Here is an 18,542-nt window from a genome sequence, read left to right on the forward strand (position 1 = left end):
CGGTAAGGACCCGGGAAGACGACCCGGTGGATGGGCCGGAGGTGTAAGCGCCGTGAGGCGTTGAGCTGACCGGTTCCAATGGTCCGAGGTCTTGACCCTTAATTGCAGGGATGCCACCCCAGTTTTCGGGATCTTCCGCCCCCTTTTTGGGTGGTGCGNGGATTTTGAGAGGGAGAAAGGAGAATCCCCCGTGCCCATAGCGGCGTGGAACCACCCGTTCCCATTCCGAACACGGAAGTGAAACGCGCCAGCGCCGATGGTACTGGGACCGCGAGGTCCTGGGAGAGTAGGTCGGTGCGGGGGATTTTGATTTTGCGGGAGTAGCTCAGTTGGTAGAGCACGACCTTGCCAAGGTCGGGGTCGCGGGTTCAAGTCCCGTCTCCCGCTCCACACCCCCCCCGGGAACACCCCGGGGGGTTTTGCTTATGTGCGCCCGGTTGCCTTTCCGAGCGGGTTGGGGTGTATCCTGGGGGGCAAGGGGGAAGGGATGCGACTTTTAGACACCCACGGGAGGCTGATCAAGGACGTCCGCATCTCCGTAACGCCCCGGTGCAACCTCCACTGCCTTTACTGCCACCCCCTGGGGCTGGAGATGGCCGAGCCTCCGGGCACCCTTACCGTGGAGGACGTGGACCATTTCCTCGAGGCCGCCTCCTTGCTCGGCCTCTCTGCCGTCCGCTTCACCGGGGGGGAGCCCCTGGTGCGCAAGGAGCTCCCCCAGATGATTGAGCGGGCCCGGAGCAAGGAGGGGATAGAGGACGTGGCCATCACCACCAACGGCCTCCTCTTCGCCCGCAGGGCCAAGGAGCTGGTCCAGGCGGGGCTTAACCGGGTGAACATCTCCCTGGACGCCATCACCCCTGAGGTCTTCACCCGCATCACCCGGGGGGGGAAGGTGGAGCGGGTGTTGGAGGCGGTGGAAACCGCTTTGGAGCTCGGCCTCCACCCGGTGAAGATGAACGCGGTGGTCATCCGGGGGATGAACGAGGAGGAGGTGGTGCCCCTGGCCCGGCTCTCCCTAGACCGCCCTTTGCACATGCGCTTCATAGAGTACATGCACCTGGACAACTCCGACCCCGAGGAGTACCGTCGGCGCTTCGTGCCCGGCAGCGAGACCCGGGCCCGGATAGAGGCGGTCTTCGGACCCTTGGAGCCCGTGCCCCACGACCCCTCCTCCCCCGCCCGGGTCTATCGCATCCCCGGGGCCAAGGGCACGGTGGGGTTTATCAACCCCGTGACCGAGCCCTTCTGCTCCCACTGCTCTAGGCTTCGCCTCACCTCGGACAAGAAGCTCAGGCCCTGCCTTCTCACCGACCTGGAGATGGACATCGCCTGGGCCTTCGCCGCGGAGAACCCGGTGGAGGCCCTGGTGGACGCCATCCTTATCGCCACCCAGCGCAAGCCCGCCTTCGGGAACACCCTGCCAACTTTGCGCAAGCGGGTCATGCTGGGGATCGGCGGGTAGCGAGGAGGGTGGCGAGGACCACCAGAAGGGCCCCAAGCGCCCCGCTCGGGCCGAGCCGCTCCCCCAAGAGGAGGAAGGCGAAGAGGGTGGCCCAGACGGGCTCCAGGGTGTAGAGGACCGCCGCCTGGGGCGCGGGCACGTAGCGCTGGCCCCAGGTCTGGAGCCAGGTGGTGAGGGCGGTGGCCACCACGCCCAGGTAAAGGACGGCGCCCCAGGGCACCCCGTGCAGGGCCGGCCCTTCCCATAAGACCCAGAGGAGGGCCAAGAGGGTGGTCCCCAGGACCTGCACCGCGGTGAGGGGAAGGCTGGGGAAGGCCTTGGCGTAGACCTCGAGGCGCACGATGTAGAGCGCGTAGGTGAGGGCGGTGAGGAGGGTCCAGAGGTCCCCCACGTTCAGGGGGGGCTGCTTAGGGTCGTAGGAGAGGAGCCCCACCCCCAGGAGGGCCAGGAGGGCGGAAAGCCACACCGGAAGCCCAAGCCTCCGCCCCACGAGGCCCAGGAGGAGGGGCACCAGCACCACGTTGAGGGCGGTGATGAAGGCGCTCCGGCTGGCGGAGGTGTGGAGGAGGCCCACCGCTTGGGAGGCGTAGCCCAGAAGGAGCCAGAAGGAAAGCTCCAGCCCCGCCCCCCACATCCCCTTGGGCAGGCGGAAGGCGATGGGAAGGAAGAAGAGGCTTGCCACTAAAAAGCGCAGGAAGACGAGGAGGCTTGGGGCCATCTCCCCCACGGCGCCCTTCACCACCACGAAGGTGGTGCCCCAGAGGAGGGTGAGGAGGTTCAGGGCGAGAAGGCCCAGGGCGTAGCGGCGCATGGCCTAAAGTGTATAGCATGACGCCTGCCCCCGAGGAAGCCCGGGAGGCCTTAAGGGCGCGCCTTCTAGCGTGCCTTTCCCACCCCGACCCCGGCTACCAGGCCCTCCTCCAGGACTACCCCAGGCGGGGAGGGAAGATGCTAAGGGGCCTCCTCACCCTCTACGCCGGCCTGGCCCACGGGGCCCCCCTGGAGGCGGCCCTCGAGGCCGGGGTGGCCCTGGAGCTTTTCCAGAACTGGGTCCTCATCCACGACGACATAGAGGACGGCTCCCTGGAGCGCCGGGGCCGGCCGGCCCTGCACCGCCTCCACCCCATGCCCCTGGCCCTGAACGCGGGGGACGCCCTGCACGCGGAGATGTGGGGGTTCCTCGTGGGGGGCCTGGCGCGGGGGCTTTGGGGGCGGGAGGTGCTGGAGGAGTTTTACGCCCTGGTGCGGCGCACCGCCTACGGCCAGCACCTGGACCTGAGCTGGACCCTCCTGGGGCGCTTTGACCTTACCCCTGAGGACTACCTCTTCATGGTGGGGGAGAAGGCCGCCTACTACACCGCGGTGGCCCCCCTGCGCCTGGGGGCTTTCTTGGGGGGGAAGGTGCCCCCCTCGGCCTACGAGGCGGGGGGGCTGAAGCTTGGGGCCGCCTTCCAGATCGTGGACGACCTCCTGAACCTGAAGGCCACGGAGGCCTACGGGAAGGAGGAGGCGGGGGACCTCTACGAGGGGAAAAGGACCCTCGTCCTCCTGGCCTACCTGGAGGAGGCCCCCCCGGAGGAGCGGGAGCGGGCCCTAGCCCTCCTCCGCCTGCCCCGGGAGGCCAAGCCCGCGGGGGAGGTGGCCTGGCTAAAGGAGCGCCTTCTGGCCTCTTCCGCCTTTTCCAAAACGGAGGCCACCGCAAGGCGCCTTTTGGAGGAGGGGCTCGCCCTTCTAAAGCCCCACCTCGAGGCCCTGTCCCCCGAGCCCGCAAGGACCCTGATGGGTCTTCTCCACGCCCTGGTGGAGCGGAGGGCATAATGGGGCCATGCAGGGCGTCCGCTTCAAGGTGATCAGCGCCAACGACCCCGACATCCTCCAGGAGCGCCTGAACCGCTTCGTGGAGGAGCTCCCCGAGGACGTGGTCCTGGTGGAGGTCCGCTTTAGCGTGGGCGGGGGGCCTTCCCCCCTCTTCGCCGTTCTGGTGCACTACAAGGAAGTGGAGCGGTGGGAGGGGTAGAGGCCTTTCTCTACTTCCTGGCCCTCCAGGGGGAGGCCAAGCGGGAGGAGGTGCGGGCCCGTTTTCCCGCGCTCGTCCCCATCCTGAAGGCCCTGGGGGAGGAGGTGGAGATCCAGGGGGAGACCTTCCGCCTCCTAAGGCCCCTTCGCCTCTCCTGGTTCGCCCCGCTTTTCGGGCGGTACGCCAACCCCCTGGAGCCCCTGGCCTTGGAGCGGCTCATTGAGGCCGCCCACCGTTCCGCGGAGGCGGGGGAGCCCCTGGTGGAGGGGGAGGGGCTCCTCCGGGTGGCCCGGGCCTTCCAGCGGGGGAGCGAGGCCCTCCTTAGGGGGGAGGCCCGGGCGGCCCTCCACGCCTACGGGGAGGGGCTTGGCCTCCTGGAAGGGGCGGGCCTCCCCTTCCCCAGCGCCGCCCTGGCCCTCCTGGCCCTGGCCCAGGAGGCCTTCCGGCCAGGGGGGAAGGGGCGGGCCACGGCCAGGAAGGCCCTGGAGCGGAACCCCACCCCCTGGGCCCGGGCCCTGGCCGAGGGGGTGCTTAAGGGTGACCTGGACCCCACCCTTCCGCCCCGGGGGTCCTAGAATGGGCGGGATGCAGGGGCGCCTTAGGGAGGTCTACCTGGCCCGGCCCAGGGGGTTTTGCGCCGGGGTGGTCATGGCCATCCGCACCGTGGAGGAGGCGCTTAGCCGCTACGGTGGGGAGGGCCCTTTGGTGGTCTACCACGAGATCGTCCACAACAAGACCGTGGTGGAGCGGCTTAGGTCCAAGGGGGTGCGGTTCGTGGAGGACCTGAAGGAGATTCCCGCCTTGGGGGAACAGGTGGCCCCCTACCTGGTCCTCTCGGCCCACGGCCACCCCCCCCAGGTGCGGGAGGAGGCGGCCCGCATGGGCCTCACCCTGCTGGACGCCACCTGCCCCCTGGTGACCAAGGTCCACACCGAGGCCCGCCGCTACGCGGAGGAGGGGTACTGGATCCTCCTCATCGGGGACTCCGCGGACCACCAGGAGGTGAAGGGCACCTACGGGGAGGCCCCGGAGAGGACCATCCTGGTGGCCGTCCACACCCACGTGGGCCGGGACCCCCGCCTGGCGGACCCCCACACGGTGGAGGTGCCGGACCCCGAGCGGGTGGTGGTCCTCACCCAGACCACCTTGAGCGTGGACGACACCTTGAAGACCATAGAGATCCTGAAGGCCCGCTTCCCCAAGCTGGTGGTGCCCGCCCGCAAGGACCTCTGCTACGCCACCCAGAACCGCCAGGACGCGGTGAAGCGGATCGCCCCCAAAGTGGAGGCCTTTTTGGTCCTCTCAAGCCCCCACTCCTCCAACGGGATGCGGCTTCTTGAGCTGGCCCAGCGCCTCGTGGGCCGGGCCTACAGGCTGGAGAGCGTGCGGGAGCTTAAGGAGGAGTGGCTTGACGGCGTGGAGCGCTTAGGGGTGACCTCCGCGGCCAGCACCCCCGAGGACCTGGTGGAGGAGCTTTTGGCCCACCTGAGGGCCAGGAATCCGGACCTCCGGGTGATGGAGGAAGGGGAGTGGGAGGAGATCGCCTTCCGCATGCCGAGGCCCATCCCGCCGGAGGAGGTCCTGGGTGGATGACCACCGCCTCTCCCTGGCCCCCATGGTGGACTGGACGGACCGGCACTTCCGCTACCTGGTCCGCCAGATAAGCCAAAGGGTGCGCCTCTACACGGAGATGACCGTGGACCAGGCGGTGCTTAAGGGCCCAAGGGAACGGCTCCTCTTCTTCCGAAAGGAGGAGCACCCCATCGCCCTGCAGCTTGCGGGCTCGGACCCCAGGACCCTGGCCGAGGCCGCCCAGATCGGGGAGGCCTACGGCTACGACGAGATCAACCTCAACCTGGGCTGCCCCTCGGAGAAGGCCCAGGAGGCGGGCTTCGGGGCCTGCCTCCTTTCCGACCCCCTCCGGGTGGCGGAGATCCTTAGGGCCATGGTGGGGGCCGTGGGGGTGCCGGTCAGCGTGAAGATGCGCCTGGGCCTCGAGGGCCAGGAAACCTACCCCGAGCTCGCCCAGAAGGTGGAGCGCTTCGCCGAGGCGGGGGTGGGGGTCTTCATCGTCCACGCCCGGAGCGCCCTCCTCCGCCTCTCTACGAAAAAGAACCGGGAAATCCCCCCCCTCAAGCACGAGTGGGTCCACCGCCTGAAAGGGGACTTCCCCCACCTCACCTTCGTGACCAACGGGGGGGTGCGCACCCTGGAGGAGGCCCTTTTCCACCTCCGGCGGGTGGACGGGGTCATGATGGGCCGGGCGGTCTACGAGGACCCCATGGTCCTGGCCGAGGCGGACCGGAGGGTGTTTGGGCTTGCCCATAGGCCCAAGACCCGCCTCGAGGTGGCCCGGGCCATGCGGGCCTACCTGGAGGAGGAAGCCTTCCGGGGCACCCCCCCTTGGGCCGTGCTCCGCCACCTCCTAACCCTCTTCCGGGGTAGGCCCCGGGGGCGGCTCTGGCGGCGCCTCCTCTCCGAGGGGCGGAGCCTAAGGGCGCTGGAGCAGGCCCTAGCGCTTCTGGAGGAGGTAGAGGAGGAGGGCGAGGAGGAGGAAAAGGGCCCAAAGGGGGATGCGGAAGGGCCGCTTTTCCTGGCCCGTGAGGGGGTCTAGGACGGGGGGGCGCATTTTCAGGCGCTGGGCCTTTTTGAGGTGCTGCACCATCCGCTCCCGGTCCCCCTTTTTCCTATAGAGGGCCGCCAGGTTCTCGTGCACCAGGGGGAGGTCGGGGGCGAGCCTCAGGGCCTTTAGGTAGAGGGCCTCCGCCTGGGCCACCTCCCCCCGCTCCAGGTGGAGGTTGGCCAGGTTCACCAGGGCCCGGGGGTGTTCGGGGTCCAGGGCGAGGGCCTTTTGGAAGTGCCCTTCCGCCCCCTCCTTGTCCCCCCTTAGGGCCCTTCCCACCCCCAGGACCACCTCCTTTTCCGCCAGGAAGAGGGGGTCTTCCAGGGCCTCGGGGGCCTCTTCCAGGCGGGCTAGCCCCTCCAGGAGGCGCGCCCTTAGCCCTTCGGGGAAACCTTCCGCGTAGCGGCGGGCCTCGAGGTAGCGCTTGGAGCGGAGGAGATGGAGGAAGCGGAGGAGGGCCTCCGCCTCGCCGTCCCCCCTTAGGGCGCGGGCCTTAAGCTCGTCCACCATCCCCCTTAGCCTAAGGCCTCCCGGTAGACCTGAAGGTAAGCCCGGGCCGGGCCCGCCCAGGAGAAGTCCTTGGCCATGCCCCGTAGGCCCATGGCCTCCGGGCCTAAGCGGAAGAGGCGGAGGACGCCGTAGAGGAGGCCCTCGGGGTGGGGGAGGCTAAACTGGACCCCCGTCGCCCCATCCTCCACCGTGTCCTTAAGCCCCCCCACGGCCCGCACCACGGGGGGCGTGCCGTAGCGCTGGGCGATCATCTGCCCCAGGCCGCAGGGCTCAAAGCGGCTGGGCATGAGGAAGGCGTCGGCCCCCGCGTAGGCCAGGCGGGCCCGGGCCTCGTCGTAGGCCCCGTGGAAGTGGACCCTTCCGGGGTGGGCCTCCATGGCCCTCCGGAAGGCCTCCTCCAGGGCCCCATCCCCCACCCCCTGGACGTAGAGGCTGAAGCCGAGCTCCAGTAGCCTTGGCAGGGCCTCGAGGACCAGGTCCAGGCCCTTCTGCCGGTCCAGGCGGCTCACCGCGGCCAGGATGGGGGGCTTGAGGCCGGTGAGGGCCTGGAGGTGGGCCTTGGCCTTTTCCTTCCCCTCGGGGTTTTCGCGGCTGTAGGGGGCGGGGAGGTGGGGGTCCTGGGCCGGGTTCCAGACCTCCGTGTCTAGGCCGTTCAGGATGCCCCGGAGCTTGTGGGCGTGCCTGCGCAACACCCCGTCCAGCCCCTCCCCGAAGGCGGGGGTCTGGATCTCCTCCGCGTAGGAGGGGCTCACCGTGGTGACCCTCCGGGCGAAGACGATGCCCCCCTTCATGAGGTTCACCTTTCCGTAAAACTCCAGGGCCTCCATGTGGAAAAGGCTCCATGGAAGCCCGGTCCAGCGGAAGAAGTCCTCCGGGGATAGAAGCCCCTGGTGGGCCAGGTTGTGGATGGTGTAGACCACAGGGGTGGGGGTGAGGAGGGGGAGGAGGGCGGCGTGCCAGTCGTGGGCGTGGAGGAGGTCAAAGCCCTTTAGCCTCGAGGCCGCCAGGGCGAAGCGCACGTAGCGCCGCCCGTCGTCCGGTTCCCCGTAGACCCTTCCCTGGGCGAAGTCGGGCAGGCCCAGGAGGAGGAAGCGCACCCCCCCCTCCACCCGCTCCCCCAGGGCGGCCACCTCCTCCCGCCCCTCAAAGGGGAAGGCCACCGCCCCCACCCGCCGGGCCTCGAGGCCTTGGTGCCAGGGGAGGAGGACGGTGGCCTCCACCCCGAGAGGCTTCAGGGCCTTGGGCAGGCTCCCCACCACGTCCCCAAGCCCCCCCACCTTCACCAGGGGGAAGGCCTCCGCGGCCACCAGGAGCACCCTCACCCTCTCCACACCCCTTCCGGCAGGGGCCTTGCCCCCTCCAACCCTTCCAGGTAAAGGTAGGCCCAGGCCGCCAAAGGCCCCTCCTCCGTCTCCACCCGAACCCTCACCCGCCGGTACTCCCGCCCCTCCTCCTCCAGCTCGTCCAGGAGGGGGAGGGCCTCCTCCTTGAGGAAAAGGACCTCCCCAAAGACCCGCCCCCCGCCCGGCACCATGGCCGGGTAGGGGTAGGGGCGCCCTTCCCCCGCCTCCAGGGCGAAAAGGCTAAACCCCTCCACCCACCCGGGAAGGGCCCGGAGGAGGTAGGGGGCCACCAGGCCGTGGTTCCGCTCCCCCCGCTTCAGCGTGCCGTAGACGAAGACCCGTTCCACACCTCCCCCAGGAAGCGGTAGCCCATCCCCACCACGGTCTCAATGAAGCGGGGCTCGTCCGCATCGTCCCCCAGTTTCTTCCGAAGGAGGCGGATGTAGGCGTCCACCACCCGCTCCGAGCCCTCGTAGTCCGGCCCCCAGACCCTTTCTAAAAGCTCCTCCCGGGTGTAGACCCGTCCCGGGGCCTGGGCCAGGGCGAAGAGGAGGCGGGTTTCCGTGGGGGAGAGCTTGAGGAGGCGGCCTTCCAGGTAGACCTGCCCCGCCTCGAGGTCCAGCTCCAAGGGCCCGAAGGCCCGCCTTCCGCCCTTCCCCGCCCGGCGGAGGAGGGCCTTGATGCGGGCGAGGAGCTCCCGGAGGGAGAAGGGCTTTCCCAGGTAGTCGTCCGCCCCCTCTAGAAGGCCTTCCACCCGGCTCTCCTCATCGGTGCGGCCCGTGAGGAGGAGGACGGGAAGGAGGGGGTCCAGGTCCCGCAGGCCCTTTAGGACCTCCAGGCCCTCCATGTCGGGCAGGCCCCGGTCCAGGACCACCAGGTCCGGCCGGAACCCCTCCAGGGCATGGAAGGCCTCCCGCCCGGAGCGGGCCCACACCACCTCAAGCCCCTCCTTTTCCAAAAACCGCTTCACCAGCTCGCCCACCTGGGCATCGTCTTCCACCAAAAGAATCCTGGCCATAATAGATTCGCTAACGCCCCAAGAGAATCACCAGACCCGGGTGCTCCCCCTCCGGGAGGGCCAGGAGGCGGGCCACCTCCCCGTCGTAAAAGGTGGCCGCGGGGTATGCGGCAAGCCCAAGGCCCGAGGCCAGGAGGAGCACCAATCCGCCCGCATAGCCCGCCTCGAGGAGAGCATACCGGTACCCCCTTATTCCAAACAAGGCCTCGCTCCGCTCCGGCACCAGGGTGAGGACGAGGAGGGCCGCGGCCCGCTCCACGGGCAGGCCCAAGAGGGCCTCCCGCCAGGCGGCCTGGTCCACCCCCGAGGCCAGCTGGGAGAGCTGGTGCTCCTTGGGAAAGTAGTGGTAGGTGCCGGGGAAGACCCCTTGGACCCTCTGGAGGACCAGGTAGACCTCCAAGGGGTAGGCCTCCCCCGCGGAGGGGAAGCCCCGGTGGCCCTCCCGTTCGGAGAGGGGGGTGAGGAGCTGGGAGAGGTCGTTAAGGGTCAAGGAGGCCCCAAGCTCCGGAAGCTCGGGGCGGAAGAGGGCCAGGGTGCGGAAAAGCCCAGGCCCACCCTCCCCCTTGGGGGGCGGGAGGGCCTGGACCTCCAGGGGGTTGGCGTAGACCTTGGCCCGGGGCCTGCGCTTTAGGGGGAGCTCGTCCCCGGGGCTTAGGCGGCTTAGGCGGTAGAAGAGCTTGCCGGGGTGCTTCTCCATGGCTAGAAGCGGTAGCCCTTGGGCACCACCACCACGCCCTCGGGGGTTACGGTGAAGCCCCGCGCCCGGTCGGCCTCGAGGTCGTAGCCGATCTCCGTGTGGGGGGGGATCTTGACCCCCTTGTCTACGATGGCGTTTCGGATGCGGCAGTAGCGCCCCACCTCCACGTCGTCAAAGAGGACGGAGCGTTCCACCAGGCTATAGGAGTTCACCCGTACCCGGCGGAAGAGCACGGACTCCCGCACCGTCCCCCCGCTCACGATGACCCCCCCGGCGAGGAGGCTGTTTAAGGCCCGGCCCACCCGTTCGCCCGCCTCGTGGACGAACTTGGCCGGGGGGCTGAAGAGGTTGGCGGTGCGCAGGGGCCACTCGGGGTTGAAGAGGTCAAACTCGGGGATGACCTTGACCAGGTCCATGCTGGCCTCAAAGTAGGCGTCCAGGGTGCCCACGTCCCGCCAGTAGAGGTTGGGGCCCTCCTGGCCGGGGATGGGGTTGCGGTGGAAATCGTAGGCGAAGACCCGATACCCCTCCTTAAGGGCCCTGGGGATCACGTCCTTGCCGAAATCGTGGCTGCTGGCCTCGTCCTTGGCGTCCGCCTCCAGGAGCTCAAAGAGGGCCTCGGTGCGGAAGATGTAGTTGCCCATGGAGGCCAGGGCCAGCTCGGGCTTGCCGGGGATGGGCCTGGGGTCCTTGGGCTTTTCCCGGAACTCGGTGATCCGCCACTCCCCGTCCACCTGCAGGATCCCGAAGCGGCTCGCCTCGGAGAGGGGCACGGGGTAGGTGGCGATGGTGATGTCCGCCCGCTTCTCGTAGTGGTACTCCAGCATGTGGCGGACGTTCATCTTGAAGATGTGGTCCCCCCCGAAGATGGCCACCGCCTCCGGGGCGTGGTTCTGCACCAGGTGGAGGTTCTGGTAGATGGCGTCCGCCGTTCCCCGGTACCACACGGGCCCAAGCTCCTCGTAGCGGTACATCTGGGCGGGGACCAGGAGGATGAAGTGGTCCTCCAAGAAGGCCCCGAAGCGCCAGTAGCGCTGGATGTGCTCCGTGAGGGACTGGGCCTTGTACTGGGTGAGGACGTAGATGGAGTAGATCCCGGAGTTGACGAAGTTGTTTAGGACGAAATCAATGATGCGGTACTTGGCCCCGAAGGGGACGGCGGGTTTGGCCCGCTTGGCGGTGAGGGGGTAGAGGCGGCTTCCCTGCCCCCCCGCCAGGATCATCCCCAGAACCTCCACCTTGACCATAAGACCCCCTTTGCCCTTGAGTTTACCCCGGGAAAGGCCCGAACCCGGGTATAGTGGGGGCCGATGCGGGTGAAGGACCTCGCCTGGCGCACCCCCCCCATCCGACCCAAGAAGGCCCCCCCCTTCTTCGGCCAGGAAAGGGCCTTGAGGGCCCTGGAGGCCGCCTTTAGGGCCAAGGGCCATGGGTATCTGGTGGGGCCGAGCGGTCTGGGGAAGCGCCGCCGTCTCCTCGCCCTCCTTAAAGGCAAGCGTTTTCCCCAAGAAGAGCTTCTCTACCTCCCCTTGGGCGAAGAGGCCTTTCCCCTCCTCCTTCCTCCTGGGGAGGGGCGGGCCCTTCTGGAGGGGGTGGAGGCCCTGCTGGCGGAGTTCACCCCTGCCCTCTTCCGGGAGAAGGGCTTCCTCTACGCCAAAAGCCTGGTGGAGGCCCGCCACGAGGAGGAGGCGGAGGCCCTCCTAAGGGCCCTCTCCGAGATGGCCAAGGCCGAGGGCTTCCAGCTGGAGGAAAGCGCCGAGGGCCTGACCCTAAGGGGCCAGGGCCCTCTTCCCCCGGAGCTTTCCGCCCAGCTGGAGGAAACGGTGTTGGGCTATTTGGAAATCCGCCAGCGGGCCCAGGCGGAGGTGGCCGCCCTAAGGCGGGGGTTTGCCGAGCGGGTTCTGGCGCCCAAGGCCCAGGCCCTAAAGGAGCGCTTTCCCCAGGCCCGGCACTATCTGGACTGGCTTTTAGAAAGCCTCCTCCGGGCGGCGGCCCTGGAGGAGGAGCTGGACCTTAGGGCCCTCCTCCCCCGCCTCCTGGTGGAGGGGGGGGAGCGGGTGGTCTACGAGCCCAACCCCACCCCGGAACGGCTCTTCGGCCACCTGGAGTACGAGGTGCGGGAGGGAACCTACACCACCCACCTGGGCCTCCTCCGCCCGGGGGCGCTCCTCCGGGCGGGGGGCGGGGTTTTGGTCCTCGAGGCCCACCGGGTTTGGGAGCTCGGGAGCTACCCCCTCCTGAAGCGGGCCCTGGCGGGGGGGGAGGTGGAGCCCCTCACCCCCCGGCCCGAGGTGAAGGGCCCCCGCCTCAAGCCCGCCCCCCTCACGGCCCAGGTCTTCCTGGTGGGCCCCCCGGAGGTCGTGGCCTTTTTGGAGGAGGACGAGGAGTTTTTGGAGCTCTTCCCCTACCGGGTGGAGTTTAGCCCCGACATCCCCTACACGGAGGAGAACGTGGCCTACCTGGGGGGGTTTTTGGAGGAGGAGGGCCTCCCCGTAACCCCTGAGGGCCTGGCCGCCCTGGCGGACGAGGCCCGGCGCTGGGCGGGGCACAAGGAACGGCTGGACGCCCGCCTCTACCGGGTGCTGGACCTGGCCAAGGAAGCCCTGGCCCAAGGGAACCCCCTAGACCGGCAGGCGGTGGAGGGGGCGGTCCGGGCCCGGGAGGACCGGTTTGGCCTGGAGGAGGAGCTCTACCTGGAGGAGCTCAAGGAGGGCGTGGTGGCCCTGGAGGTGGCCGGGGAGCGGGTGGGGGAGGTGAACGGCCTGGTGGTCCTGGAAGGCCCCCTGCCCTCGGGCCGCCCGGTGCGCATCACTGCCCAGGCGGGCCCGGGGCGGGAGGGGATCCTCTCCATAGACCGGGAGGTGGGCCTCGGGGGGCAGGTCTTCCACAAGGCGGTCCTCACCCTGGCGGGGTACCTCCGGGGGCGGTACGCAGAGCTGGGGGCCCTTTCCGCCACCGTGAGCCTGGTCTTTGAGCAGAGCTACGGCGGGATTGAGGGGGACTCCGCGGGCCTGGCGGAGCTCCTTGCGGTCCTCTCCGCCCTTTCGGGGCTGCCCCTACGGCAGGACCTGGCGGTGACGGGGGCCATTGACCAGACGGGGAAGGTCCTGGCCGTGGGCCGGGTGGCGGAAAAGGTGGAGGGGTTTTTCCGGGTCTGCCGCACCCTGGGCCTCACCGGCACCCAGGGGGTGGTCCTCCCCAGGGCCAACCTGCCCCACCTGGTCCTCAGGCCCGAGGTGGTGGAGGCGGTGGAGGGGGGGCGGTTCCACCTCTATGCGGTGGAGGAGGCGGACGAGGCCATAGAGCTCCTCTTCGGCCGCCGGGCCTACTGGGTGCACGAGAAGGTGCGGGAGGTGCTGGAGCACTTCCAGCGCCTGGAAAACGGGGAGGGGAAGGGCTAGGCTACCGGCCGGGTTCCAGGAGGAGGACGCTCCGGGCCGGGGCCTTAAGGCGCATGGGGAGGTAGCTTCCCTTCTCCCAGAGGGGGAGGAGGTCGGCGTAGTGGGGGGAGAGAAGGTGCCCGGACTGGCCCATGGGGTGGATGAACAAGGAGGCCTCGAGGTCCGCGAGGTCCACGATCTGCCGGTAGCTCGGGCCGTGGGCCATCTGCAGGGTGGCGGGGTCAAAGGGCCCTACGTTCACCGTGTACCGGTCCCCCCCGAAGGGCACCCCTCGATCCGAGAGGCGCTTCAGGGGGGTGTGGGTGAGGACCGCGTGGGGGAAGGCCGCCCGGTGGACCTCCCCCCAGGCCCTTACCCCCAAGGCCTCCTTGCGGTCCAGGGCCCGCTCCAGGGCGAGGGCGGCGAAGTCCAGGCAGGTCTCCCGGTACTCTGTCCCCTCCTGGTCGCAGTTCCTGTCCCCTTCCTTGAGGGCCTTCAGGAGGTAGCGGGGCTCGTCCCAGTAGGGCTCCCCCACCTCCTTTTCGGGCAGGCGGGTGAGCTCCGTGTACCAGAGGGCGAAGAGGAGGGCCTCCTCCGAGTCCTTCCCCATGGTCCCATCCCAGGCGAGGAGCCGTTCCCGGGCCCTTTGGCTCCGTTCCGAAAGGGGGGTGAGGAGCTCTAGAACGGGGCGGAAGTCCCGGTAGAGGAGGCTTTTCTGGTCCAGCTGGACCGCTTTCATGTCCTCCAGGGTGAGCTTCTCTTTGGCCCGAAGGAGCTCCAGGATCCGCTCCGCCCGGTAGGGCTCGGCCCAGTCGTAGGTGAGGGCGTAGGGGAAGCCCTTTGGGGTCACCTTGTGGTTGGCGGTGACGATGAGGCCTTCCTCCGGGTCCAGGACCTGGGGCCAGGCCTCGGGGGGGCGGTAGCCCAGCCAGTCCCAGCTCCCGTCCCCCGGCACCGGCACCATCCCCGTGTGCCCTTCCCGGCGGATGGGAAACTTCCCGGGGGCCACGTAGCCGATGTGCCCCTCCACGTCCGCGTAGACGAAGTTCTGGCTGGGGGCGGAGTAAGGCTTTAGGGCCTCCAAGAACTCTTCCCAGTTCCCCGCGCGGTTTATCCCCAGGTAGGCCTTTAGGATATGGTCCTCCTCGTCCAGGCTCACCCAGCGGAGGGCCATGGGGGTCTTGGGGGGGTCCCTTAGGGCGTCGGTGATGACGGGACCGTAGACCGTCTCCCGCACCCTCAAGACCTCCTCCTTCCCCCCCTTCACCCGGATCCGTTCCTCCCGCACCCGGTAGGGGACCACCTGGCCCTTGTACCGGTAGCCCCTTCCCCCCACGTCCTCCAGGAGGTAGAGGTCCTCTACGTCCGCCCCCACGTTGGTCACCCCCCAGGCGATGCGCTCGTTCCGCCCGATGACGATGCCGGGGACGCCGGGGAGGCTCGCGCCGATCACGGAAAATCCTGGGGCCTTCAAGGCCATGAGGAACCAGAGGCTGGGGGCGGAAAGGCCCAGGTGGGGGTCGTCCGCCAGGAAGGGCTTCCCCGTGGCGGTGCGGCTGCCCGAGACCACCCAGTTGTTGCTGGCCTCGAGGAAACGGGGCGGGGCCATCCGGAGGAGGGCGGAGGGGGCCTCCTCCCGCTCTAAGGGGAGGTTTAGGTCCCCTGCCTGCAGGATGGTGGGGGCGTCCTCGGGGTAGGGGGGAAGGAGCTCCAAAAGCCGTTCCGGGCTGACCCCCCGGGCGAGGAGCCGGTGGCGCAGGAGCTCCTCTTCCCAGTTGCCGGAGAGGTCAAAGCTCATCATCTTGGCCCAGACCAGGACGTCGGGCCCGGTCCAGGGCTCGGGGCGGAAGCCCAGGAGGCGGAACTCCGGGGGGAGGGGGGCCCCGGAGGCCAGGTGGGCGTTCACCCCGGCCACGTAGGCCTCCACCGCCTCCTTTTCCTCGGGGTAGAGGCGGGCGTAGGCCTTCTTGGCGGCCTCGTAAAAGCCCCAGGTGCGTAAGAAACGGTCCTGGGAAAGGGCGGCTTCCCCAAGGATCTCCGCAAGCCGCCCCTGGCCCACCCGCCTTTGGAACTCCATCTGCCAAAGCCGCTCCTGGGCGTGGACGAAGCCCTGGGCGAAGAGGAGGTCCTTGAGGTTTTGCGCCTGGATGCGCACCACCCCGTGCCGGTCCCGCTCCACCTCTACCGGAGCGGAAAGCCCCTTCAGGCTCAGCCGCCCCGCGGTCTGGGGCAGGGTGCCCCTTAGGTAGAGGAAACCCCCGAGGAGGAGGAAAAGCCCAAGGAGACCCAAAAGGCCAAGGGTTAAGCCCAAAAGACGCAGGAGGCGTTTCATAGTTGGACGGAGTATACCACCCCTGGGGGTAGACTGGGCCTATGAGGCTGGAGTTTCTGGAAAACGGCCCCATCCGGGTGGAGGGGGCGCGGTTTCGGGTGCGGGTGGGGGAGAAGGAGGAGGTTTTGGAGAAGCCCAGGGTCTTCCTCTGCCGGTGCGGGGGTTCCTCTAGGAAGCCCTTTTGCGACGGCACCCACAAGGCCATCGGCTTCCAGGCCCCGGCCGGGGTGCTGGAGGTGGAGGGGGACTGACCCGCTGGTCAACTTCCGGGGAAAGGGGTAGACTGCCCCTCATGGGAACCATGCGCTACCGTAAGCTCGGCAAGTGGGGTCTCAAGGTTTCCGAGATCTCCTTGGGGGCCTGGGTCACCTTCGGCGACGTGGTGAAGGACAAGGAGACCGTCCGGGAGATCGTCAAGATCGCCTACGAGGGTGGGGTGAACTTCTTTGACAACGCGGACGTGTACGCCAAGGGCCTGGCGGAGGAGATCATGGGGGAGATCCTGAAGGAGTTCCCCCGGCACACCCTGGTCCTCTCCACCAAGGCCTACTGGCCCATGTCCGAGGACCCCAACGACCGGGGCCTTTCCCGGAAGCACCTTCTGGAGAGCATCACCAAAAGCCTAAAGCGCCTCAAAACCGACTACGTGGACCTCTTCTTCGCCCACCGCTACGACCCCGAGGTGCCCATGGAGGAGATCGTCTACGCCATGCACACCATCGTGGAGAAGGGCTACGCCCTCTACTGGGGCACCTCGGAATGGCCCGCGGCCCGCATCGCCGAGGCCGTGGCCTTTGCCCGGGAAAACGGCCTCCACCCCCCCATCGTGGAGCAGCCCCAGTACTCCATGCTCTACCGGGAGCGGGTGGAGGGGGAGATCCTCCCCGAGGCGGAGCGCTTCGGGATGGGCCTGGTGGTCTGGAGCCCCCTGGCCATGGGCATGCTCACCGGGCGCTACGACGCAGGGATCCCCGAGGAGAGCCGCTTCGCCCGCTACCCCCAGTTCGCCGAGCGCTTCCTCACGGAGGAGAACCGGAAGAAGGTCTTGAAGCTTAAGGCGGTGGCGGACGAGCTCGGCCTCACCCGCACCCAGCTGGCCCTGGCCTGGGTCTTGAGGCTTCCCGGCATCTCCAGCGCCATCACCGGGGCCACCCGGCCGGAGCAGATCAAGGAAAGCCTGGGGGCCGCGGGGGTGGACCTGCCCCAGGAGGCCCTGGAGCGCATCGAGGCCATCCTCAAGGGGGAGGCCTAAAGGGGGGCCAGGCCCAGGTGGACGAGGTGGGGGCTCCGCCCCTCCGAAGGCCCCAAGGCGGCGTAGCGGTGGTAGAGGGCCAGGAGTTCCCGCTGCAGCGCCTTGGCCTCCTGGGGGCTTAGGTAAACCCCTGCAGACCAAAGGTTAAGGAGGGCGGGGTGGTCCTCCGCCAGGAGATCGGGCTCCTCCTCCTCCCCCCATTCCAAAAGCCCCTCCCCGTTGAGGAAGACCCGGAGGGTGGCCCCCTTTTGCCGCTCCCAGCGGGCCAGGGCTTGGGCGAAGTCCTTCTGCCAGCTTTGGGCCCCTTCCAGGGCCTCGAGGACCCTCGGGGGCACCAGGGCCTTGGGGATGAGGAAGTCCCGGTCTATGGCCTCGTAGAGCCGCACCGCGCGGCCCGCCCTCCGCTTGAGCCCCGCGGGCCGCAAAAGCCCCGCCTGGAGGAGGCGCACGACCCGGTAGTGGGCCTTCTTTAGGCCAAGGCCCTGGGCCTGGGCCAGGTCCTTCACGCTGGCCGGGCCTTTCATGAAGGGCTTCAGGGCCACCGCCCACTCGGGGTCGGCGAGGAGGCGGGCCGCCAGGGGGTTCTGCACCCGGTGGGGCATGGCCCTACTCTAATCTCCCTCTTGCCCTTGGAGTAGAAGGGGGTGAAGACTAGGCCCCGTGCAGGGGTTTGCCGCGTTCCGCCTCCTCTGGGCGGGCCAGGCCCTGGCCCTTCTGGGCCGGGAGGCCAGCTGGTTCGCCCTCACCCTCTTCGCCTACCAGAAGACCGGCCTGGCCACCACCCTTTCCCTTCTCGCCTTCTTCCACTTCCTGCCCCTCCTCCTCTTCTCCCCCTTGGCCGGGGCCTTGGTGGACCGCTGGCCCAGGAAGCGGGCCCTCTTCCTCTCCGACCTGGGCGGGGGGGTGGCCGCGGGCTTCCTCCTCCTCCTCTTCCTTTTGGGGGAGCTTCAGGTCTTCCACCTCTACCTGGTCTCCGCCTTTACCGGGGCCCTTTCCAGCCTCCACTGGCCGGCCCTTTCCGCCAGCATCAGCGCCATGCTGGACAAGAAGGACTACGCCCGGGCCAGCGGCCTCTTAAGCCTGGCGGAGTCCTTGGCGGGGATCGGGGGGCCCATCCTGGGGGCGGCCCTCCTGAAGCCCATGGGCCTTGGGGGGGTTCTCCTCCTGGAGCTCCTTGGGGCGGTGGCGGCGGTGACCACCCTGCTTCTCGTGGCCATCCCCAGCCCAAAGCCCGCCCCCGGACCCCAGCTTTCCCTTCTCCAGGAGACCCTTTTCGGCTTCCGCTACATCCTGGCCAGGCCCCCCCTCTTGGGGCTTCAGCTCATGTTCTTCGCCGTGAACTTCCTCTACAGCCTGGCGGCCACCGCCCTGCCCGCCATGGTGCTCTCCAAGACCGCCTTTTCCGAGGAGGCCTTGGCCCTGGTGCGCTCCGCGGCGGGGGTGGGGGGGGTGGCGGGGGGGCTTTTCCTCTCCCTCTGGGGGGGGCCTAGAAAGCGGGTCCACGGGGTCTTTTGGGGGATGGCCCTTTCCAGCCTGAGCCTGGCCCTTCTGGGGGCGGTGGAGGGGGCCTGGGCCTGGGCCTTCCTGAGCTTCTGGGAGAGCTTCTTCATCCCCCTCCTGAACGGCTCCAACCAGGCCATCTGGCAGGCCAAGGTGCCCCTGGAGGTCCAGGGCAAGGTCTTCGCCGCCCGGCGGATGATCGCCTGGATGGCCAATCCCCTAGGGATGCTCCTTTCCGGCGTCCTGGCCGACCGGGTCTTCGGGCCGAGGTGGGGGCAGGGGGAGGGCATCGCCCTCATGCTCCTCCTCTTTGGGGGGATGGGGGTTTTGGTGGGGCTTCTGGGCTACCTCATCCCCGTGGTGCGGGAGGCCGAGGAGCGCCTCGAGGACGCCAAGGCATAATGG

19 protein-coding genes, 1 tRNA gene and 2 rRNA genes are annotated in these 18,542 nt (G+C 68.8%); 13 read left to right on the plus strand and 9 right to left on the minus strand.

The window, feature by feature from the left end; genetic code table 11:
* The 4 genes from B043_RS0104860 to moaA form a co-directional block, all read left to right on the plus strand.
* Positions 1-99 (plus strand): 23S ribosomal RNA (locus B043_RS0104860); the annotation flags it as partial.
* An 87-nt stretch (positions 100-186) separates the two neighbouring features.
* Positions 187-303, plus strand: a 5S ribosomal RNA gene (gene rrf, locus B043_RS0104865).
* 11 nt (positions 304-314) lie between these two features.
* Positions 315-390: transfer RNA gene (locus B043_RS0104870), tRNA-Gly, on the plus strand.
* Positions 391-487: 97 nt separating this feature from the next.
* Complete coding sequence (gene moaA, locus B043_RS0104875; protein ID WP_018461151.1) at positions 488-1,465, plus strand: GTP 3',8-cyclase MoaA; 978 nt, start codon at positions 488-490, stop codon at positions 1,463-1,465.
* Here moaA and B043_RS0104880 read toward each other — a convergent pair.
* On the minus strand, positions 1,443-2,276 hold the full coding sequence (locus B043_RS0104880) for a DMT family transporter (RefSeq protein ID WP_018461152.1): 834 nt from the start codon (positions 2,274-2,276) through the stop codon (positions 1,443-1,445). The genes moaA and B043_RS0104880 overlap by 23 nt on opposite strands.
* Before the next feature lie 17 nt (positions 2,277-2,293).
* Between B043_RS0104880 and B043_RS0104885 the strand changes: the two genes are divergently transcribed.
* Genes B043_RS0104885 through dusA form a run of 5 tightly spaced genes read left to right on the plus strand, consistent with a single transcriptional unit; the run spans position 2,294 to position 6,096 of the window.
* Positions 2,294-3,283, plus strand: a complete 990-nt coding sequence (locus tag B043_RS0104885) for a polyprenyl synthetase family protein (protein ID WP_018461153.1) — start codon at positions 2,294-2,296, stop codon at positions 3,281-3,283.
* Positions 3,284-3,290: 7 nt separating this feature from the next.
* Positions 3,291-3,482 carry a hypothetical protein gene (locus tag B043_RS0104890; protein ID WP_016330078.1) on the plus strand — a complete coding sequence of 64 codons (192 nt, stop codon included), beginning with the start codon at positions 3,291-3,293 and terminating at the stop codon, positions 3,480-3,482.
* Complete coding sequence (locus tag B043_RS0104895; RefSeq protein ID WP_018461154.1) at positions 3,470-4,057, plus strand: hypothetical protein; 588 nt, start codon at positions 3,470-3,472, stop codon at positions 4,055-4,057. Before B043_RS0104890 ends, B043_RS0104895 begins: the two co-directional genes overlap by 13 nt.
* Position 4,058: 1 nt before the next feature.
* Positions 4,059-5,075, plus strand: coding sequence for a 4-hydroxy-3-methylbut-2-enyl diphosphate reductase (gene ispH / locus B043_RS0104900; RefSeq protein ID WP_026234132.1), 1,017 nt, complete (start codon positions 4,059-4,061; stop codon positions 5,073-5,075).
* The gene (gene dusA, locus B043_RS0104905; protein WP_018461156.1) at positions 5,068-6,096 is read left to right on the plus strand and encodes a tRNA dihydrouridine(20/20a) synthase DusA; all 1,029 of its coding nucleotides are present in this window, start codon (positions 5,068-5,070) and stop codon (positions 6,094-6,096) included. Before ispH ends, dusA begins: the two co-directional genes overlap by 8 nt.
* Here the strand turns inward: dusA and B043_RS0104910 are convergent.
* Genes B043_RS0104910 through glgC form a run of 6 tightly spaced genes read right to left on the minus strand, consistent with a single transcriptional unit; the run spans position 5,995 to position 10,920 of the window.
* Positions 5,995-6,615, minus strand: coding sequence for a tetratricopeptide repeat protein (locus tag B043_RS0104910; protein ID WP_018461157.1), 621 nt, complete (start codon positions 6,613-6,615; stop codon positions 5,995-5,997). The genes dusA and B043_RS0104910 overlap by 102 nt on opposite strands.
* A 5-nt stretch (positions 6,616-6,620) precedes the next feature.
* Positions 6,621-7,946, minus strand: coding sequence for a glycogen synthase (locus B043_RS0104915; RefSeq protein WP_018461158.1), 1,326 nt, complete (start codon positions 7,944-7,946; stop codon positions 6,621-6,623).
* Positions 7,934-8,305 (minus strand): gamma-glutamylcyclotransferase family protein, encoded by a 372-nt coding sequence (locus tag B043_RS0104920; RefSeq protein ID WP_018461159.1) that lies wholly within the window; start codon positions 8,303-8,305, stop codon positions 7,934-7,936. The genes B043_RS0104915 and B043_RS0104920 overlap by 13 nt, the downstream gene beginning before the upstream one ends.
* On the minus strand, positions 8,275-8,976 hold the full coding sequence (locus B043_RS0104925; RefSeq protein ID WP_018461160.1) for a response regulator transcription factor: 702 nt from the start codon (positions 8,974-8,976) through the stop codon (positions 8,275-8,277). The genes B043_RS0104920 and B043_RS0104925 overlap by 31 nt, the downstream gene beginning before the upstream one ends.
* A gap of 10 nt (positions 8,977-8,986) precedes the next feature.
* A complete protein-coding gene (locus B043_RS0104930) occupies positions 8,987-9,673 on the minus strand; it encodes a SagB/ThcOx family dehydrogenase (protein WP_016330070.1) in 687 nt (228 codons plus the stop codon).
* A 2-nt stretch (positions 9,674-9,675) separates the two neighbouring features.
* Entirely contained in the window at positions 9,676-10,920 is a 1,245-nt protein-coding gene (gene glgC / locus B043_RS0104935; RefSeq protein WP_016330069.1) for a glucose-1-phosphate adenylyltransferase, read from the minus strand.
* A gap of 63 nt (positions 10,921-10,983) precedes the next feature.
* Here glgC and B043_RS0104940 point away from each other — a divergent pair, with 63 nt between their 5' ends.
* The gene (locus tag B043_RS0104940) at positions 10,984-13,074 is read left to right on the plus strand and encodes an AAA family ATPase (protein ID WP_018461161.1); all 2,091 of its coding nucleotides are present in this window, start codon (positions 10,984-10,986) and stop codon (positions 13,072-13,074) included.
* A 1-nt stretch (position 13,075) separates the two neighbouring features.
* Here the strand turns inward: B043_RS0104940 and B043_RS0104945 are convergent, their stop codons facing one another.
* The gene (locus B043_RS0104945; RefSeq protein WP_018461162.1) at positions 13,076-15,385 is read right to left on the minus strand and encodes a penicillin acylase family protein; all 2,310 of its coding nucleotides are present in this window, start codon (positions 15,383-15,385) and stop codon (positions 13,076-13,078) included.
* 41 nt (positions 15,386-15,426) lie between these two features.
* Between B043_RS0104945 and B043_RS0104950 the strand changes: the two genes are divergently transcribed.
* Together B043_RS0104950 and B043_RS0104955 are read left to right on the plus strand one after the other, a co-directional pair.
* On the plus strand, positions 15,427-15,636 hold the full coding sequence (locus B043_RS0104950) for a CDGSH iron-sulfur domain-containing protein (RefSeq protein WP_018461163.1): 210 nt from the start codon (positions 15,427-15,429) through the stop codon (positions 15,634-15,636).
* A gap of 41 nt (positions 15,637-15,677) precedes the next feature.
* Positions 15,678-16,637, plus strand: a complete 960-nt coding sequence (locus B043_RS0104955; RefSeq protein WP_018461164.1) for an aldo/keto reductase family protein — start codon at positions 15,678-15,680, stop codon at positions 16,635-16,637.
* Here the strand turns inward: B043_RS0104955 and B043_RS0104960 are convergent.
* Positions 16,634-17,239 (minus strand): hypothetical protein, encoded by a 606-nt coding sequence (locus tag B043_RS0104960; protein WP_018461165.1) that lies wholly within the window; start codon positions 17,237-17,239, stop codon positions 16,634-16,636. The two genes, B043_RS0104955 and B043_RS0104960, sit on opposite strands and share 4 nt — an antisense overlap.
* Before the next feature lie 58 nt (positions 17,240-17,297).
* Here B043_RS0104960 and B043_RS0104965 point away from each other — a divergent pair, with 58 nt between their 5' ends.
* Positions 17,298-18,539, plus strand: coding sequence for an MFS transporter (locus tag B043_RS0104965; protein WP_016330063.1), 1,242 nt, complete (start codon positions 17,298-17,300; stop codon positions 18,537-18,539).
* Positions 18,540-18,542: the final 3 nt, after the last annotated feature.

This window comes from Thermus oshimai DSM 12092 (genome assembly GCF_000373145.1).
Classification (GTDB): domain Bacteria; phylum Deinococcota; class Deinococci; order Deinococcales; family Thermaceae; genus Thermus; species Thermus oshimai.

What these genes read in the sequence shown, in the direction of transcription:
- moaA (WP_018461151.1), top strand. Translation starts at nt 488, where the DNA reads ATGCGACTTTTAGACACCCACGGGAGGCTGATCAAGGACGTCCGCATC.
- B043_RS0104880 (WP_018461152.1), bottom strand. Translation starts at nt 2,276, where the DNA reads ATGCGCCGCTACGCCCTGGGCCTTCTCGCCCTGAACCTCCTCACCCTC.
- B043_RS0104885 (WP_018461153.1), top strand. Translation starts at nt 2,294, where the DNA reads ATGACGCCTGCCCCCGAGGAAGCCCGGGAGGCCTTAAGGGCGCGCCTT.
- B043_RS0104890 (WP_016330078.1), top strand. Translation starts at nt 3,291, where the DNA reads ATGCAGGGCGTCCGCTTCAAGGTGATCAGCGCCAACGACCCCGACATC.
- ispH (WP_026234132.1), top strand. Translation starts at nt 4,059, where the DNA reads ATGGGCGGGATGCAGGGGCGCCTTAGGGAGGTCTACCTGGCCCGGCCC.
- B043_RS0104910 (WP_018461157.1), bottom strand. Translation starts at nt 6,615, where the DNA reads ATGGTGGACGAGCTTAAGGCCCGCGCCCTAAGGGGGGACGGCGAGGCG.
- B043_RS0104925 (WP_018461160.1), bottom strand. Translation starts at nt 8,976, where the DNA reads ATGGCCAGGATTCTTTTGGTGGAAGACGATGCCCAGGTGGGCGAGCTG.
- B043_RS0104930 (WP_016330070.1), bottom strand. Translation starts at nt 9,673, where the DNA reads ATGGAGAAGCACCCCGGCAAGCTCTTCTACCGCCTAAGCCGCCTAAGC.
- glgC (WP_016330069.1), bottom strand. Translation starts at nt 10,920, where the DNA reads ATGGTCAAGGTGGAGGTTCTGGGGATGATCCTGGCGGGGGGGCAGGGA.
- B043_RS0104940 (WP_018461161.1), top strand. Translation starts at nt 10,984, where the DNA reads ATGCGGGTGAAGGACCTCGCCTGGCGCACCCCCCCCATCCGACCCAAG.
- B043_RS0104945 (WP_018461162.1), bottom strand. Translation starts at nt 15,385, where the DNA reads ATGAAACGCCTCCTGCGTCTTTTGGGCTTAACCCTTGGCCTTTTGGGT.
- B043_RS0104950 (WP_018461163.1), top strand. Translation starts at nt 15,427, where the DNA reads ATGAGGCTGGAGTTTCTGGAAAACGGCCCCATCCGGGTGGAGGGGGCG.
- B043_RS0104955 (WP_018461164.1), top strand. Translation starts at nt 15,678, where the DNA reads ATGGGAACCATGCGCTACCGTAAGCTCGGCAAGTGGGGTCTCAAGGTT.
- B043_RS0104960 (WP_018461165.1), bottom strand. Translation starts at nt 17,239, where the DNA reads ATGCCCCACCGGGTGCAGAACCCCCTGGCGGCCCGCCTCCTCGCCGAC.